The 15315-nt window shown below is 74.6% G+C and carries 15 protein-coding genes; 8 read left to right on the plus strand and 7 right to left on the minus strand.

Annotated elements, in window-relative coordinates; translation table 11 throughout:
• Positions 1-87 precede the first annotated feature (87 nt).
• Genes RB146_10265 through RB146_10290 form a run of 6 tightly spaced genes read left to right on the plus strand, consistent with a single transcriptional unit; the run spans position 88 to position 4074 of the window.
• Positions 88-462: an arsenate reductase ArsC gene (locus RB146_10265; protein ID MDQ7829358.1), complete on the plus strand. Its 375-nt coding sequence runs from the start codon at positions 88-90 to the stop codon at positions 460-462.
• Between the two features lie 60 nt (positions 463-522).
• A complete protein-coding gene (locus RB146_10270; protein MDQ7829359.1) occupies positions 523-1176 on the plus strand; it encodes a 50S ribosomal protein L25 in 654 nt (217 codons plus the stop codon).
• Between the two features lie 12 nt (positions 1177-1188).
• Positions 1189-1761 carry an aminoacyl-tRNA hydrolase gene (gene pth, locus RB146_10275; GenBank protein MDQ7829360.1) on the plus strand — a complete coding sequence of 191 codons (573 nt, stop codon included), beginning with the start codon at positions 1189-1191 and terminating at the stop codon, positions 1759-1761.
• Positions 1758-2351, plus strand: a complete 594-nt coding sequence (locus RB146_10280; protein MDQ7829361.1) for a sulfite oxidase-like oxidoreductase — start codon at positions 1758-1760, stop codon at positions 2349-2351. The genes pth and RB146_10280 overlap by 4 nt, the downstream gene beginning before the upstream one ends.
• A gap of 29 nt (positions 2352-2380) precedes the next feature.
• Entirely contained in the window at positions 2381-3643 is a 1263-nt protein-coding gene (locus tag RB146_10285) for an MFS transporter (protein ID MDQ7829362.1), read from the plus strand.
• A 14-nt stretch (positions 3644-3657) separates the two neighbouring features.
• On the plus strand, positions 3658-4074 hold the full coding sequence (locus RB146_10290; protein ID MDQ7829363.1) for an HIT family protein: 417 nt from the start codon (positions 3658-3660) through the stop codon (positions 4072-4074).
• On the opposite strand, the gene fabF is transcribed toward RB146_10290, so the two are convergent.
• The 6 genes from fabF to RB146_10320 form a co-directional block, all read right to left on the minus strand.
• A complete protein-coding gene (gene fabF / locus RB146_10295) occupies positions 4071-5315 on the minus strand; it encodes a beta-ketoacyl-ACP synthase II (protein MDQ7829364.1) in 1245 nt (414 codons plus the stop codon). The two genes, RB146_10290 and fabF, sit on opposite strands and share 4 nt — an antisense overlap.
• Positions 5312-5782 (minus strand): SRPBCC family protein, encoded by a 471-nt coding sequence (locus tag RB146_10300; protein MDQ7829365.1) that lies wholly within the window; start codon positions 5780-5782, stop codon positions 5312-5314. The genes fabF and RB146_10300 overlap by 4 nt, the downstream gene beginning before the upstream one ends.
• Positions 5764-6990, minus strand: a complete 1227-nt coding sequence (locus RB146_10305) for an NAD(P)/FAD-dependent oxidoreductase (protein MDQ7829366.1) — start codon at positions 6988-6990, stop codon at positions 5764-5766. The genes RB146_10300 and RB146_10305 overlap by 19 nt, the downstream gene beginning before the upstream one ends.
• 4 nt (positions 6991-6994) lie before the next feature.
• Positions 6995-7798 (minus strand): methyltransferase domain-containing protein, encoded by an 804-nt coding sequence (locus RB146_10310; protein ID MDQ7829367.1) that lies wholly within the window; start codon positions 7796-7798, stop codon positions 6995-6997.
• Positions 7799-8011: 213 nt separating this feature from the next.
• A complete protein-coding gene (locus RB146_10315) occupies positions 8012-9406 on the minus strand; it encodes a phosphodiester glycosidase family protein (protein MDQ7829368.1) in 1395 nt (464 codons plus the stop codon).
• 390 nt (positions 9407-9796) lie between these two features.
• On the minus strand, positions 9797-10303 hold the full coding sequence (locus tag RB146_10320; GenBank protein ID MDQ7829369.1) for a hypothetical protein: 507 nt from the start codon (positions 10301-10303) through the stop codon (positions 9797-9799).
• A 95-nt stretch (positions 10304-10398) separates the two neighbouring features.
• Here RB146_10320 and RB146_10325 point away from each other — a divergent pair, with 95 nt between their 5' ends.
• On the plus strand, positions 10399-12165 hold the full coding sequence (locus tag RB146_10325) for an alkaline phosphatase family protein (protein ID MDQ7829370.1): 1767 nt from the start codon (positions 10399-10401) through the stop codon (positions 12163-12165).
• Here the strand turns inward: RB146_10325 and RB146_10330 are convergent.
• Positions 12116-12436 (minus strand): iron-sulfur cluster assembly protein, encoded by a 321-nt coding sequence (locus RB146_10330; GenBank protein ID MDQ7829371.1) that lies wholly within the window; start codon positions 12434-12436, stop codon positions 12116-12118. The two genes, RB146_10325 and RB146_10330, sit on opposite strands and share 50 nt — an antisense overlap.
• A gap of 81 nt (positions 12437-12517) precedes the next feature.
• Between RB146_10330 and RB146_10335 the strand changes: the two genes are divergently transcribed.
• A complete protein-coding gene (locus tag RB146_10335) occupies positions 12518-15265 on the plus strand; it encodes a UPF0182 family protein (GenBank protein ID MDQ7829372.1) in 2748 nt (915 codons plus the stop codon).
• The last annotated feature ends 50 nt before the right edge of the window (positions 15266-15315 follow it).

Raw genomic sequence — 15315 nt, forward strand, 5'->3', positions numbered from 1 at the left:
CGGACCTCTCCCCAAGGTTCCACAGGGTTGAGAGCCTTCCTCTCGCCCACTATGCTCAACGCCATGAAGACCGTCCTGTTCGTCTGAGTGGGCAACACGGCCCGCTCCCAGATGGCGGAGGCGCTCTTCAACGCCGATCCGCCGCCGGGGTGGCGGGCGCGCTCCGCGGGCACGGAGCCGAAACCTGCCCTGCGGCCCGAGGCCGTCGCCGTCATGCGGGAGGTGGGGGTGGACATCTCCGCGCAGCGTCCCAAGGCGCTGAGCGAGGCGCTGGGTCCCGACGTGGCGCTGGTCGTGGGCCTCTGTGTGGAAGAGGCCTGCCCGGTGGTTCCGGGGGCGCGGTCCCTGCACTGGCCCCTGCCCGACCCGCGGCCGGGGGACCTGGACCACATGCGCGAGCTGCGGGACGAGTTGCGTCGGCGCATCGCCGCCCTGCGCGCGGCCCTGGAGGATCGGGTATAATGACGCGCGGCCGGCCCACGGGCCGGCGTCATCGTCCGGCGGCGAGGTGGAGGGACGGTCATGGAACGCGTCGGCCTGCAGGCGCAGGTGCGGGACGGGGTCGGCAAGACGGCGGCGCGCCGCGTGCGGCGGCGGGGGTGGGTGCCGGGCGTGCTCTACGGGCGCGGGGTGGAGGCCACGCCCGTGGCCGTGGAGGCGCGGGCGCTGCGCGACGCGCTGCACGGGCATGGGATGAACGTCCTGATCGACCTGGCCCTGCGCCGCAACGGCAGCGAGGAGACGCGGGTCGTGGTCGTCAAGGACCTGCAGCGCGACACCTTCACCCACGCGATCATCCATGTGGACTTCCAGGCCATCTCCCTGGAGGAGACGCTGGAGGCCCACGTGCCGCTGGTCCTGGTGGGCACGCCGCGCGGCGTGGTGGAGGGCGGCGTGCTGGAGCAGCACCTGCGCGAGGTCCTGGTGGAGGCGCTGCCCACCGCGGTCCCCGAGCAGCTCACCGTGGACGTCAGCGAGCTGGCGGTCGGGCAGGTGCTGCACGCCGGGGACCTGACGATGCCGGAGGGGGTCACCCTCCGCACCCCCGCGGACGAGGTCGTGGCCACCGTGCTGCCGCCGCGGGTGGAGGAGGCGCCTCCCGCTGCGGCGCCGGCCGAGGCCCCGGCGGCTCCGGCCGCCCCGGGCCCGGCCAGGGAGGAGGGCCAGGGGAGCTGACCGGCCCGGGCCGTGAAGCTCGTGCTCGGGCTGGGGAACCCGGGGCGGCGCTACCAGGGCACGCGGCACAACGTGGGGGCGGCCGTGGTGGAGCGCCTGGCCCGGCGCCACGGGGTCGCCCTGCGCGAAGAGGGGTGGGCGCACACCGCGGCGATCCGCGTGCAGGGGCAGCGGGCGCTGCTGGCCCGGCCCGACACCTTTGTGAACCTGAGCGGGACCGTTGCCGCCGACCTGTGCCGCCGCCACCACGTGGCGCCGGCCGACCTGCTGGTGGTGGTGGACGACCTCGACCTGCCGCTGGGGCAGCTGCGGCTGCGGCCGCACGGCGGGCACGGCGGGCACAACGGATTGCGCTCGATCATCGAGGCGCTCGCCAGCGAGGGCTTCCCCCGGCTGCGCATCGGCATCGGGCGGCCGCCCGCCGGAGTCGATCCCGCTGACTACGTCCTGGAGCGGTTCAGCGCGGAGGAGCGACCGGTGGTGGAGGAGACGCTGGAGCGGGCGGCCGACGCCGCCGAGCGGTTCGTCGCGGCGGGCATCGAGGCGGCCATGAACGCCTTCAACGTGAGGAGGACGGTGCCGTGACCACGCGGTCCACCGAGGCGGCGCGCCGGCGCGTCCCGCCCGGGCAGTACGTGACGGAGAAGTGGCCGGTCCTGCACTACGGCAGCGTCCCCCGCTTCGATGCGGCCACCTGGCGCTTCCGCGTCTACGGCCTGGTCGCCGAGCCGCTGGAGTTCACCTACGAGGCCTTCCGCGCCCTCCCCCGCACCACGCTCACCTGCGACGTCCACTGTGTGACGGCCTGGAGCAAGCTCGACATGGTCTTCGAGGGGGTCCCGGCCCGCGTGGTGCTGGAGCGGGCCCGGCCGCTGGCGGAGGCCCGCTTCGTCATGGTGCACGCCGAGCAGGGCTACGAGACCAACCTGCCGCTGGAGGTCCTGCTGGGTGACGACGCCCTCTTCGCCTGGCGCGCCAACGGGGCCGACCTGACGCCGGAGCACGGGTGGCCGCTGCGGCTGGTCGTCCCCCGCCTCTACTTCTGGAAGAGCGCGAAGTGGGTGCGCGCCCTCGAGGTCCTGGCCACCGACCGCAGGGGCTTCTGGGAGCGTAACGGCTACCACAACCGCGCCGACCCCTGGCGGGAGGAGCGGTACGCCTCGCCCTGGGAGTGAGGGCCGGGCGTTCCTCCACGACCGGCGTCGTGGCCGACGACGGCGTCCTCGTCCCGGCCGAGGCCGCCCCCCGCACCGTCGACCGGCTGCCGGGCCGCACGCTCGCCCCGCTGCGCCACCGCAACTACCGGCTGCTCTGGACCGGGCTGGTCGTCTCCAACACCGGGACGTGGATGCAGTTCACCGCCATCGGCTACCTGGTGGACCAGCTCACCCTCTCGCCGATCTACCTGGGCTACCTGGGGCTGGCCCAGGGGATCCCCCGCGTCCTCTTCGCCTTCGTGGGCGGCGTCGTGGCCGACCGGGGCGACCGGCGGCGGGTGCTGCTCCTGACCAACCTGGTGGCGATGGCCTCGGCGACGCTGCTGGCGGTCCTCACCTACCTCGACCTCATCCGCGTCTGGCACCTGCTGGTCATCGGGGCGTTCAACTCCTTCGTCCACGCCTTCGACATGCCGGCGCGCCAGTCCATGACCCCGGCGCTCGTCGGCGAGGCGGACCTCCTCCAGGCGGTCAGCCTGAACTCCGTGGCCTTCAACGGCGCCGGCATCTTCGGGCCCGCGCTGGGCGGGCTGGTCATCAGCCTGGTGGGCACCCACGGCGCCTTCGCCCTCAACGCCGCCTCCTACCTGGCCGTGCTGTGGGCGCTGCTGGCCATGCGGGTGCCGCCCGCCGCGGACGCCACGCGCGTCCCCATCGGGGAGGACATCCGGGAGGGGCTGGCGCTGCTGTGGCGGCAGCGGACGGTGCTCACCGTGCTGGCGCTCGTCGCCGTGGTGAGCTTCTTTGGCCGCCCCTATATCCGGCTCATGCCCACGGTGGCGCGCGAGGTGCAGCAGGTGGGGCCGCGCGGGCTGGGGATCCTGCAGGCCGCGCCGGGGCTGGGCACGGTGCTGGCCGCCGTCCTCATCGGGTGGAGCGTGGGCCGCCTGCCGGCGGGGAGCCTGATGCTGGGCGCGGCCGGGGCGATGGGCCTGCTGGTGGCGCTCTTCGGCCTCTCCCACTCGTTCCCCCTCTCCGTCGCCCTGCTGGTGGGGGTGGGGGTGAGCCAGTCGGCGGCGCTGGCCACGGCCAACACGCTGATCCAGCGCACGGTGCCGCCCGGCGCGCGCGGGCGGGCCATGGGGATCTTCAGCATGGTGGCCTTCGGCATGATGGCTTTCGGGACGCTGCCGGCCGGGGCGGTAGCGGAGGCGATTACGCTGCCCTGGACCTTTGCGCTGTGGGGGCTGGTCATCGTCGTCGTGGTGCTGCTCATGGCCCTGCTGGCCCCCGCGGTGCGCGCCCTGTAGCGCGGAGGTGGAGCATGGCGGCTGAGTGCATCTTCTGCCGGATCATCCGCGGGGAGCTGCCGGCGGCGCTGGTCTACCAGGACGACGCCGTCGTGGCCTTCATGGACATCGCCCCGGTGAACCCCGGCCACCTGCTGGTCGTCCCCCGCACCCACGCGGCCGGGCTGGGAGACCTGCCGGAGGCCAGCGGCGGGGCCATGTTCGCGGCGGCCCAGCGGCTGGCCGGCGCGCTGCGCCGCTCCCGGCTGCGCTGCGAGGGGATCAACCTCTTCCTGGCGGACGGGGCGGTGGCCGGGCAGGAGGTCTTCCACGTCCACCTCCACGTCCTGCCCCGCTTCGCCGGCGATGCGGTGCGCTTCACCTGGCCGCGGACCCGCCCCACCCGCCAGGAGCTGGAGGAGGCCGCCGCGGCGGTCCGCGAGCGGCTCTAACCGTCCAGGCGCCCGAAGGCCAGCGTGGCGTTGATCCCCCCGAACCCGAAGGAGTTGCTCAGCACGTAGTCCACGCGCGCCGGGCGGCCGACGTGCGGGATGTAGTCGAGGTCGCAGGCGGGGTCGGGGACGTCCAGGTTGAGGGTGGGCGGCAGGTAGGCCTCCCGGATGGCCAGCGCGCACAGCGCCGCCTCGATGGCGCCAGTGGCGCCCAGCGCGTGGCCGTGCATCGGCTTGGTCCCGCTCACCGGCACCCGGTAGGCCCACGGACCCAGCGCCTGCTTGATCGCCGCCGTCTCCACCGGGTCGTTGAGCGGCGTGCCGGAGGCGTGCGCGTTCACGTAGCCCACCTGCTCGGGGACGATCCCGGCGTCGGCCATGGCCAGCCGCATCGCCCGCGCCGCCTGCGCCCCCGAGGGCAGCGGGGCGGTCATGTGGTAGGCGTCGTTGGTGGTCCCGTACCCCAGCACCTCGGCGTAGAGCGGGGCGTCGCGGCGCACGGCGTGGCCGTACTCCTCCAGCACCAGCAGCGCTGCACCCTCCGCCATGACGAACCCGTCCCGCCCGGCGTCGAAGGGGCGGCAGGCCGCGGCGGGCGCATCGTTGCGCGTGGACATGGCGCGCAGCAGGTCGAACGAACCGAAGATGAGCGGTGTGAGCGGGCACTCCACCCCGCCGGCCAGGATGAGGTCCGCCTCGCCGGCCCGGATGGCCCGGAAGGCCTCGCCGATGGCGATGGCCGCCGAGGTGCAGGAGTCGGAGTTGGCGCTGGTGGGGCCGGTCAGCCCGAACTCGATGGCCACGTTGCAGGAGGCCGACCCGCTGAAGACGGCCAGGGCCAGGGTGGGCCTGACCCGCCGGATCCCCTCGCGCAGGAAGGCGACGTGCTGCTCCTCCGCGAAGGCCGCCCCGCCCAGCGCCGCGCCGATGAAGACGCCGGCGCGGTCGCGGTCCACCGCCTCCCACCGCAGGTTGGCGTCCTCCACGGCCTGGCGGGCCGCGGCGACGGCGAACTGGGCGAAGCGGTCCAGTCGCCGGGCGCGGCGGGCGTCCATCCAGGCCAGCGGGTCGAAGTCGCGCACCTCGCCGGCGATACGCGAGGCGAAGCCGCTGGCGTCGAAACGGGTGATGGGGCCGATCCCCGACCGCCCCTCGCGCATGGCCGCCAGCAGCCCCTCCCGTCCGTGGCCCACCGGGGTCACCGCCCCGATGCCGGTGATGACGACGCGTCGACGGGTCACCCCTCGCCCTCCCCCGCGGGCTGCCCCGGGGCTTCGGTCAGCTCCGCCAGGGCCTTGACGCGCCGCAGCGTCCGGCCGGCCACGTGGGTGATGAAGACGCGGCCGACCACCCACCGCGCCACCCAGTGCAGCGGCGGGGGCCAGCGCAGGTCGTGGCGCACGCGTACGCGCACCCCGCCGGCCGTGGGCGTGAAGGACCACTCCACCCGCATGCCGCGGGTCGGCCCGGCGGTGTGGGTGAAGAGGATCCGCCGCTCCGCCGGCCGTACCTCCTGGACCGCCCGCCAGCGCACGGGGATGCGCCCGCGCCGCGCCGCCATCTCCACGGCCGTGCGCGGGCCATCGCGCCCCAGGACCCGGACCCACCGGTAGTGCGGGAGGCGCTCCGGCCACCGCTCCACGTCGGCGGCCAGGGCGAACACCCGCTCCCAGGGCGCGGCGATGTCGATCACGCTCTCCGTCTGCATGCGGCCAGCCAGCCGATCCCGGTATCGTGCACCGTCGCAGGCCCCGCCGCCCTCCCGCCGATCAGCCCCAGGAAGGCCGACGCCAGCGCCGGCCAGCGCGCCCAGGCCGCCACGACCGGCTCGATGAGCGCAGGGCGAAGCGCCACGGCGTCGACGGCGCCCAGGAAGACGGAGAGGAGGGCGTAGCGCCGCCGGTGCCAGCGGACGTACGGGGCGAAGGCCTGAGGGTGGCCCTCGAGGCCGTCGGCCAGGGCGGCATCGATGACCCGGGCGGCGCGCACTGCGCCGGCGAGGGCGAGCGTGACCCCCTGCCCGGTCAAGGGGTCGACGAAGGCGGCGGCATCGCCGACCAGCACGACGCCCGGCCCGGCCGGCCGGCGGCGCCAGAACCCCAGCGGTCCCACCGCACGCCACCCCGGAGCCACCTCCACGCCCGGCTGGCGCAGGCGTGCGTGGAGGCGGGGGAATCGCGCCAGCACGGCGTCGAGGGCCGCAGGGTCGTGGCGCACCCTGCGATCAAGGCCGCGGGGCGCGAGCACGGGGGTGACGTTGGCCCACCCGTCGGGGAACGCGGAGACGCCACAGTAGGCATCGTGCGCCAGGTGCATCTCCGCGTAGCCGGGCCGGGTGCGCAGGCCCCGCACGCGCAGGGCCAGGGCGAAGCGGCCCCGCCGCGGTCCGGGTCCCCCCAGGCCGGCGGCCGCCGCCACGCGGGACCGGCACCCGTCGGCGCCGACGAGCACGCGCGCCTCCACGCGTCCGCGCGGGGTCTCGACCCACCACGTCCCTCGCCGGGGGACACCGGCCCGCGCCCCGCCGTGTCCATCGATGCCGATCACCGGCACGCCGGTGCGCACCTCGACGCCGGCGCGGGAGGCGGCCTGGAGGAGCGCGGCATCGAGGGCGTCCCGCGGCACGGAGAGGCCCTGCCCGGCCTGGAAGGGCGCTGCGACCTCCCGCCCTCCCGGGGAGACGATCACCATCCCGCGCAGCGGCCGGGACACGTCGGCGAGGGCACCGTCCAGCCCCAGGTGCGCCAGGGCCTGAGCGCCCACCGGGTTCAGGTAGTCGCCGCACGGCTTGGGCCGCGGGAAGGGGCGGGCGTCGAGGAGCAGGACGTCGCGGCCTGCGCGCGCCAGGAGGAGGGCGGTGGCGCTCCCCGCCGGTCCGCCGCCCACCACCACGACCTCGACCCGGCGGCCGGCCACGCCATCAGGGCGCTGGACGGGGCTCATCGGCGGTGTAGCGGCAGCGGTCACGGGGTGTGGCCGCCCGGACGCGGCCGTGCCGCGGATGCCGGCCGTCAGGGTCGGGGCGACGGCACACGAGCGAGAGGCGGAAGAGCGGGTGGCGTCTGAGGGTGACCTCCCGCAGACCGGCACGGGCACAGAGGGCCTCCACCTCGGGCACCGTGTAGGCGCGCCGCACCGAGAGCGGGCCGTCCGCCCGGGTGATGGGACTCCGCTGAACCGTGGCGGCCAGGACCCGGGCCCCGGCATACGCGCCCCACGCGCGGACCAGGTCGGTGACGATGAAGCCGCGCCGCCCCACCCGGTCGAGTTCCCGCAGGACCGCCACCGCCGCATCCGGGGAGAAGTGGTGGAGGGTACTCGTGCAGATGGCCACGTCCACCGCGCCGTCGGGCAGCGGGAGCGCCCGTGCGTCCCCGACGACCACGGCGATCTCGGGGAAGGAGGCTGTGGCCTCCTGCGCCAGGGTAGCGATCAGAGGGTGCCGGTCGAGGGCAAGGACGCGCACGGCGACCCCGCGCGCCCGTCCCCAGGCGACGAAGGCGCGGGGGAGGTCGGCGCCCCCGGTGGCCACGTCGGCCAGGGTGAGCGTCGTCACACCGGGGGCCAGGAACGGCCCGAGGAGGCGCACCACCAGGCGGCGCATCCCCAGCAGCCGGTTGAGGCGGGCCAGGTCGGCGAGGCAGGCGGCCATTGCCGCCAGCGGCTGGGGCCGCTCCATCGCCTCGACGGCCTCCACGCGCGTCAGGGGAGGCAGCAGGGGCATCGCTCCGGTCCCTCCAGCATCGTCATGCGGCTGTGTAACGGTCTTACCACAGGCGAGGTCGCGGGCGCAGGGTGCCCTCCGGGGGATGCTACGGGCGGAGGCCGGTGGGGGGGACGCGGGGTCCGGAGGCGTCGGGCAGGGTCGGCGCGGGAGGGGCGGGCCCGCGCGGGGGTTCAGCCGCCGGGGCGGGGGGTCAGCCGCCAGGGCGGGGGGTCAGTCGCCGGGGCGGCGCACGACCACCAGCATCGAGGCGACGCCGCGCTGCTCCCGCTCCGCCCGGTTCACGACCTGGCCGCCGACGACGAGCGTCGACGAGCCACCCCCGTCGAGGTTCATGGCCTGCACGGCGCCGAGCGCCCGCATGAACCGGGCCAGCTCGTAGAGGTTCATGCCGCTGTTCTCGCGGTTGCGCCCTTCCACCGTGACCAGGACCACCTTTCCCGCCGCCGTGATGCCGACCGCCGACCGGGAGGTGCGGCGCATGACGAGGCTGCGGGGGAACCACTCCCACTCGTAGGGCACGAAGACCTCCCCGTCCTTCACCAGGCGCGGCCCCCCGCCGAGGGCGTGGACGATGCTCCCGGGCGTCACCGCCAGGTCGAGGCGGAGGCGCTGCTGGCGCTGCAGGGTCTCGGTGAGGTAGTGCGTCTCCCAGGCGGCGGTGGAGAGGACGTAGCCGTCGGCGGGGATGGGGACGCGGCCGGAGGCGAAGCCCACGACGTAACCGTCGCGCACGACGGCGCTCAGCCGGTGCGCCGGCGTGAGCGGCCCGTACTCGGGGGTGTAGACGGCCACCCCGCCGGAGCGCGGCGGCCGGTTCACCGCCGAGATGGGCGCGCGCCGCCCCGTGTCGGTCTCCAGGCGCCCGCGGAACTCGAAGGGCTGGATCACCGGGCGCCCCTGGGTGGTGATGGCGAAGACCGAGCGGCGCGGCAGCGGCGTGGAGAGGAGCTTGCCGTCGATGACGACCATCCCGAGCGGCTGGCCGGTGGGGACGGTGAAGAACCCGCCGTTGATGGCGGCGATGGCGTCGTGGCGGGTGGCGGCGGCGCCGGTCGGCTCGTGCCCGGGGATGACCCCGGAGGCGAGGACGGGACGGAGCTCGATGCGCGGGTCGCCCAGGTCGACCGTGACCGCGTGGACGGCCGTCGAGCCGCGCCCCGTCTCCACCCGCAGTTTCCGGTAGGCCACGCTGGCCGGGAGTGGCGTGGTGGCCTGCCAGACGGGGACCAGGATGACGGCCAGCTTGTAGGGCTCGGCCCGGGTGAAGAACTTGTAGCGGGCGGCCCGCCGCAGCCCGATGCTCATCCGCACGATGCGGCTGTCCAGCGTCTCCTGCCAGACGTCCCCCACCACCCCCGTGCGCACCGGGACGACCCGGGGGCGGTCCGCCTCCACCGGCCAGAGGTCGACCAGAAGCCGGTCAGCGGCATTCACCGTGCGGAAGCGGACCGGCCGGTCCAGGTGGACCACGATCTTCACTGCGCTCTCCTGAAGAGTCCAGCCGATGTCCAGCAGGCGGGCGGGGTCGTCTCCACGGGGCTGCCCGCCGGCCGGGCCCGCCGGGAGGAGGAAGAGGATGGCCAGGAACGCCAGGATGAGCGCCACGACGGTTGCTCGGGTCGAACGCGGCGACGGCTCGACGACGAACGCCGCTTTCTCTACGACCTGACCTGCCCTGTTTCCTCTTCGTTAAGACGGGTTCGTCCAGACGGGCCGCGCGAACCACCGCCCAACAGAAAAGCGCCCCGGCCCACGAGCCAGGACGCTGGGCGTGCACACCCCGAGGGGGACCTACCCCGCTGTCCTCCTCAGGTGGGCCGGGGTCACGGGATCCATCCGCGGCCTCACCTCCTTTCCCCTGAGCCATCTGGCAACCCAGGGCGACTGCCACAGCCTAGCTAGCGAAGCCGCTCTGCGCCCGTCAACGCGCTGTATGACCTCAGTGGATGAGGCAGTACACGCGCAGTGAGGCAGGCTCCCCGCGGCGCGGGGCCCTCACGGCCCATAGACGACGCGGACCTGGTCGCGGTCCTGCGGCACGTAGGCGAGGGGGTCGCGGACCTCCCGGCCGTTCACCAGGACGCGCAGGTGCGCCTGCCGCCCGTCGGGGCAGCGCTCCCCGTCCCGCAAGGTCCGCCCGTCGGGCAAGGAGAGCGTGGAAGGGGTGAGGCGCATGCCGACGCTGCGGAAGAACGCGCCAAGCGACGCCGCCCGACCGCTGGTCTCGCGCGTGCTCGGGTGAATGTGGATCACCCCGTCGCCGTGCGTGTGGACGTCGCCCGGAGAGGGCGGGAACGGCGGTTGCACCGTCCCGCACACTTCCAGGGTGAAGCGGGCGTGCCAGTGATCCCCCACGCGAGGCAGGCGCGGCTGGCGGGCCAGGGCCGCCACCATGAGGATGAAGGCGGCCGCCACCACCGCGGCGACAAGCCAGGGGAGGTAGCCCCGCCGCCGGCCGGCCGGCTGGCGGGGACGGGCGCGGGCGCGGTGTTTGCGGGTCACGCCGTCATTCTATCCGCCGGCGAGGTTGCCGCTCCCTGCCGCTCGGACCGACCGCCGGCAAGGGGAACGACCCGACGGCCCGAATGGTTCCGGGGATGAGCCCGATGCGCCTGCGGGTGGGCCGCCCGCTCGCCGTCCTCCTCCTTGCGCTCATGCTGGTGCTGGCCGGGCTCGGCGCGCGGGCCCTGGCCGTGCGGACCTGGAATGCGGTCGTCGAGTACCGCACGCCGTTCGCTGCTCCGCTCCCGCCCGCGCCGGGCGGCCCCGGCCCGGCGCGGCGGGCGCTCCTCATCGTCGCGGACGGCCTGCGTGTCGACACCTTCGCCGGCATGGCCGTGCGCGAGCGGTTCCAGACCCGCGCCGCGCTGGGGAGGGCCTGGGCCACGCCGCCGACGCTCTCGTACCCCGGGTGGACGGCCATCGCCACCGGTGCCCCACCGGAGATCAGCGGGGTGACGACGAACTGGCACCGCGGCCCCGTGCGCGTGGATTCGCTCTTCGCCGCCGCCCGGCGCGCCGGGCACCGCACGGCCGCCGCCGGGCACCCCGGGTGGCGCCAGCTCTTCGGCGGTGACCTGGACGAGGTCGTGGCGGTCCCCGACCCACCCCTGACCGACCTGGCCGCCATCCACCAGACCACCATCGCGGTGGCCCGCGCCGGCGAGCGCTTCCTGCGCGAGGGCACGGCCGCCCTCATCCTCCTCCACTTCCCGGCCCCGGACCTGATGGCGCATGGCTACGGCGTGCGCAGCCAGCCCTACGCCGACACGGTGCGCGTGCTGGACGAGGAGCTGGGGCGGCTGCTCGCTCGAGTGGACCTCGCCACCACGGCCGTGCTGCTGACCGCGGACCACGGCCACCTGGACCGCGGGGGGCACGGCGGCGCCGAGGAGGTCGTCCGGGCGGTGCCGCTCCTGCTGGCCGGCCCCGGGGTGGCGGCGGGGGAAGGGTTCGAGGCGCGCCACGCAGACCTCGCCCCCACGCTGGCCGCCCTGCTGGGCCTGCCCATCCCCAGCCACAGCGTGGGCCGCCCGCTCATCGAGGCCTTCACGGCGATGCCGGAGGGGCTGGACCGGCGGTGGGGGCAGCAGCAGGCGGCCATCTTCGGGGTCTACGCGCAGGTGGCGCTGCGCCGGCACGCGCCCGTCTTCACCACGCCGCTGGGGACGGCCACCCCCGAGGAGGCGCTCATGGCCGCCGCCGACGACCTGGCCCGGCAGATGTCGGAGTGGCGCGAGCGGGGGCTTGGGCGCGAGCGCCGGTCACGCCTGCCGGGAGCCCTCGTCCTGGGGCTCGTGCCGCTGGCGGGGCTGCTGGCCTACCGCCCGCGACGAGACCTGCTGCCGGCGGCGGCCGGAGCCGCCGTCTTCTTCGTCGTGGCGCTGGGGCTGTACGTCGGCCGCGGGTACACCTTCTCGCTGAGCGTCATCAACCGGGAGGACCTGTTGCGGCCGTTCTTCGACGAGCGTGCCCGCGAGGCGGCCCTGGCGCTGGCCGCCGCCGCCTTCGTGGCCGGGTGGGCCGCCCGGCGGCGCGGGGCGGCCACGGGAGCGGTGGCGGGGCTCACCGCCGCCTACCTCGTCGCCTGGGTCGTCCTGCTCCACGCCCTGCACTTCTGGGTGCTGTGGGGCTTCCGCTTCCCCTGGTACCTCCCGGACCTGGGGCACGGGTTCCGGTTCTACCTGAGCCTGGTGGCGATGGTGCCGGTCGGGGTGCTGGCGCCGGTGACGCCCGTGATCGGGCTCGTGGGGTACGCGGTGGGGAGGGGCATGGAGTGGGTCAGGCGAGGTCGCGCGCCGATGCGGCGCGCGACTACACCGGGTACCCCATCGCCTGGAGCATCTCCCGGCCCTCCTGGGTGAGCCGGTCGGGCGTCCAGGGCGGGGACCAGACGAAGTCCACCGTCACGGTCTGGGCGCCGAGGGCCTTGACCTTCTCCTCGATCTCGGCGGCGATGGCCGGGCCGATGGGGCAGCCCAGCGCGGTGAGGGTCATCTTGATGGCCACGGCCGCGTCGGTCACCGTCAGGTCGTAGACCAGTCCCAGGTCCCAGATGTTCACGGGGATCTCCGGGTCGTAGACGGTCTTGAGGACCTCCACGACCTGGTCGCGGTCGAGCGTCACCATGGCCATCACGCATATTGTAGCCTACGGGCGGTCCCGCATGGTCCCCACCCAGGGGGCGGGGAGCCGTGGCGCGAAGAGGAGTCCACCATGACCTGGCTGTGGCGGGTGCTGCTGGTCGCGCTGGTCGTCGTCCTCTTCATCCTCGCCCCCACCCTGGCGCGCTGGTACACCGACTGGCTGTGGTTCGGCGAGGTGGGCTACCGCCGCGTCTTCTGGGTGCCGCTCCTCTCCCGCATCGGTGTCACCCTCGTGGTGGGTGGCGTGCTCTTCCTGCTGCTCTCCCTGAACGCCCTGCCGCTGCTACGGCGCCCGCCGGCCGGCGAGGTCGTCGATATGGTGCGGACGCCCCGCGGCTTCCGCCGCCGCCGCGCGCCCACCCTGTTGCCGCGCTGGGTCACGCTGGGGCTGGCGGCACTGGCCTTCGTGGCAGGGCTGGGGGCCTCGGAGCGGTGGCCGATGTTCCAGCAGTTCGTGCACGCCCGGCCCTTCGGCGTGCCCGACCCGCTCTTCGGCATCGACGCCGGGTTCTTCGTCTTCCGCCTCCCCGTCTACCAGTGGGTCGCCCAGTTCCTCTTCGCCTGGCTCGTGGTGACACTCATCGCGGTGGGGGCGGGCTACCTGCTGCAGCTCGCGCCGGCGGCGGTGCGAGGCGCCTGGCCGCCCCCGCCGCGCGTCCGCGTCCACCTCTCGCTGCTACTCGGCCTGCTCCTGCTGGTCCGCGGCTGGGGCTTCTGGCTCGACAGCTTCGCCCTCGTCTACGCCCCGGGCGGGATCGTGGCGGGGGCGGGCTACACCGACGTCCACGTGGTCCTGCCGGCCCTGCGGGTGCTGGCGGTCCTCTTCCTGGTGGCCGGGCTCCTGCTGCTGGCCAACGTGCGCCTGCGCACCCTGCGCTTCGCCGCCGGGGTGCTGCTGCTCACCCTGGCGGCCTGGTTCGTGGGGCTGCGGGTGCTGCCCGGGTTCGTGCAGACCTTCCGGGTCAAGCCGAGCGAGCTGACCCTGGAGGCCCCCTACATCCGCCGCGGCATCCAGGGGACGCTGGCGGGCTTCGGCCTCACCCGCGTGCGCGAGGTGGACTTCCCCGGCGGGGCCGTCACCGCCGCGGACCTGCAGCGTCACCACGACACGGTGGAGAACGTGCGCCTGTGGGACTACCGGCCGCTGCTGCAGGCCTACCGGCAGCTCCAGTCACTGCGGCAGTACTACACCTTCCTCGACGTGGACATCGACCGCTACCGGGTGGAGGGAGCCCAACGGCAGGTGATGCTCTCCGCGCGGGAGCTGGACATCGAGCGCCTCACCGCCCCGGCCCGCTCCTGGGTGAACGAACACCTGGTCTTCACCCACGGCTTCGGCCTGGTGATGAGCCCGGTGAACCGCATCTCCGAGGAGGGGATGCCGGAGTTCTGGCTGCGGGACATCCCGCCGCGGGGCCTGCCGGAGCTGGCGGTGCGCGAGCCGCGCCTCTACTTCGGCGAGCGCACCGACCGCTACGTCATCGTGAACACCCGGGTGCAAGAGTTCGACTACCCGCGCGGGGACGAGAACGTCTACACCACCTACGGCGGGCGGGGCGGCATCCGTCTCTCCTGGCTGCGCCGGCTGGCCTTCGCCTACCGCTTCGCCGACCTGAAGCTGGCCCTCTCCGGCGACATCGGCCCCCAGAGCCGCATCCTCTTCGCCCGTACCGTCCGCACGCGGCTGGAGCGCATCGCCCCCTTCCTGCGCTACGACCGCGACCCGTACCTGGTGCTGGCCGACGGCCGCCTCTACTGGATCGTGGACGCCTACACCACCTCGAGCCGCTACCCTTACAGCACGCCGCTCGGGGGGATCAACTACATCCGCAACTCGGTGAAGGTGGTGGTGGACGCCTACCACGGCACGGTGGACTTCTACCTGGTCGACCCCACGGACCCGGTGGCGCAGGCCTTCGCCGGCGTCTTCCCCGAGCTCTTCAAGCCGGCCGGCGCCGTCCCGCCCGCCATCGCCGCCCACTTCCGCTACCCCGTCGACCTCTTCGAGGTCCAGGCGCGCGTCTACAGCACCTTCCACATGCGCGACCCGCGGGTCTTCTACAACCGGGAGGACATCTGGGCGATCCCCAACGAGGTCTTCGGCGACGAGACGGTCCCGGTGGAGCCGTACTACGTGACGATCCGCGTCGATCCCGACCCGCGGGCGCGGCCGGAGTTCGTCCTCATCCTGCCGTTCACGCCGGCCAACCGGGACAACCTGGTGGGGTGGATGGCGGCGCGCAACGACCCCCCGCACTACGGAGAGATCCTGGTCTACCGTTTCCCCAAGCAGTCGATCGTCTTCGGCCCCATGCAGGTGGAGTCGCGCATCAACCAGGACCCGCACATCTCCCAGCAGATCACGCTGTGGAACCAGGAGGGGTCGCGGGTCATCCGCGGCAACCTGCTGGTCATCCCCATCGAGCAGGGGCTGCTCTACGTCGAACCCCTCTTCCTGCAGGCGACGCGCAGCCAGCTCCCCGAGCTGAAGCGGGTGATCGTGGCCACGGGGCCGCGCATCCAGATGGCGGAGACCCTGGAGGCCGCCCTGGCCGCGGTCGTGGGCGGGCGCCCGGCGCCGCCGGGCGCCGCGACGGGCCCACCGGCTCCGGGCCCGCCCGTTCGGGGCCCGGCTGCCCCGGGGCCGCCAGGCTCCGCAGGGCCGGGGACGGCGGCGGAGCGGGAGCGGCTCGCCCGGGAGGCGCTGGAGGTCTACCGGCGCGCGCGTCAGCGGCTGGCCGCGGGGGACTTCCAGGGGTACGGCGAGGAGATCGAGCGGCTGGGGCGGATCCTCGAGCGACTGGCAGGAACCCGGTAGCGGCCGGAGGTCGGGCGTCCTGCCGCCCGCCCCGTGTCCCGTCGTCTAGC

The sequence above is a fragment of the Armatimonadota bacterium genome, from assembly GCA_031081585.1.
Classification (GTDB): Bacteria; Sysuimicrobiota; Sysuimicrobiia; order Sysuimicrobiales; family Humicultoraceae; genus Geohabitans; species Geohabitans tengchongensis.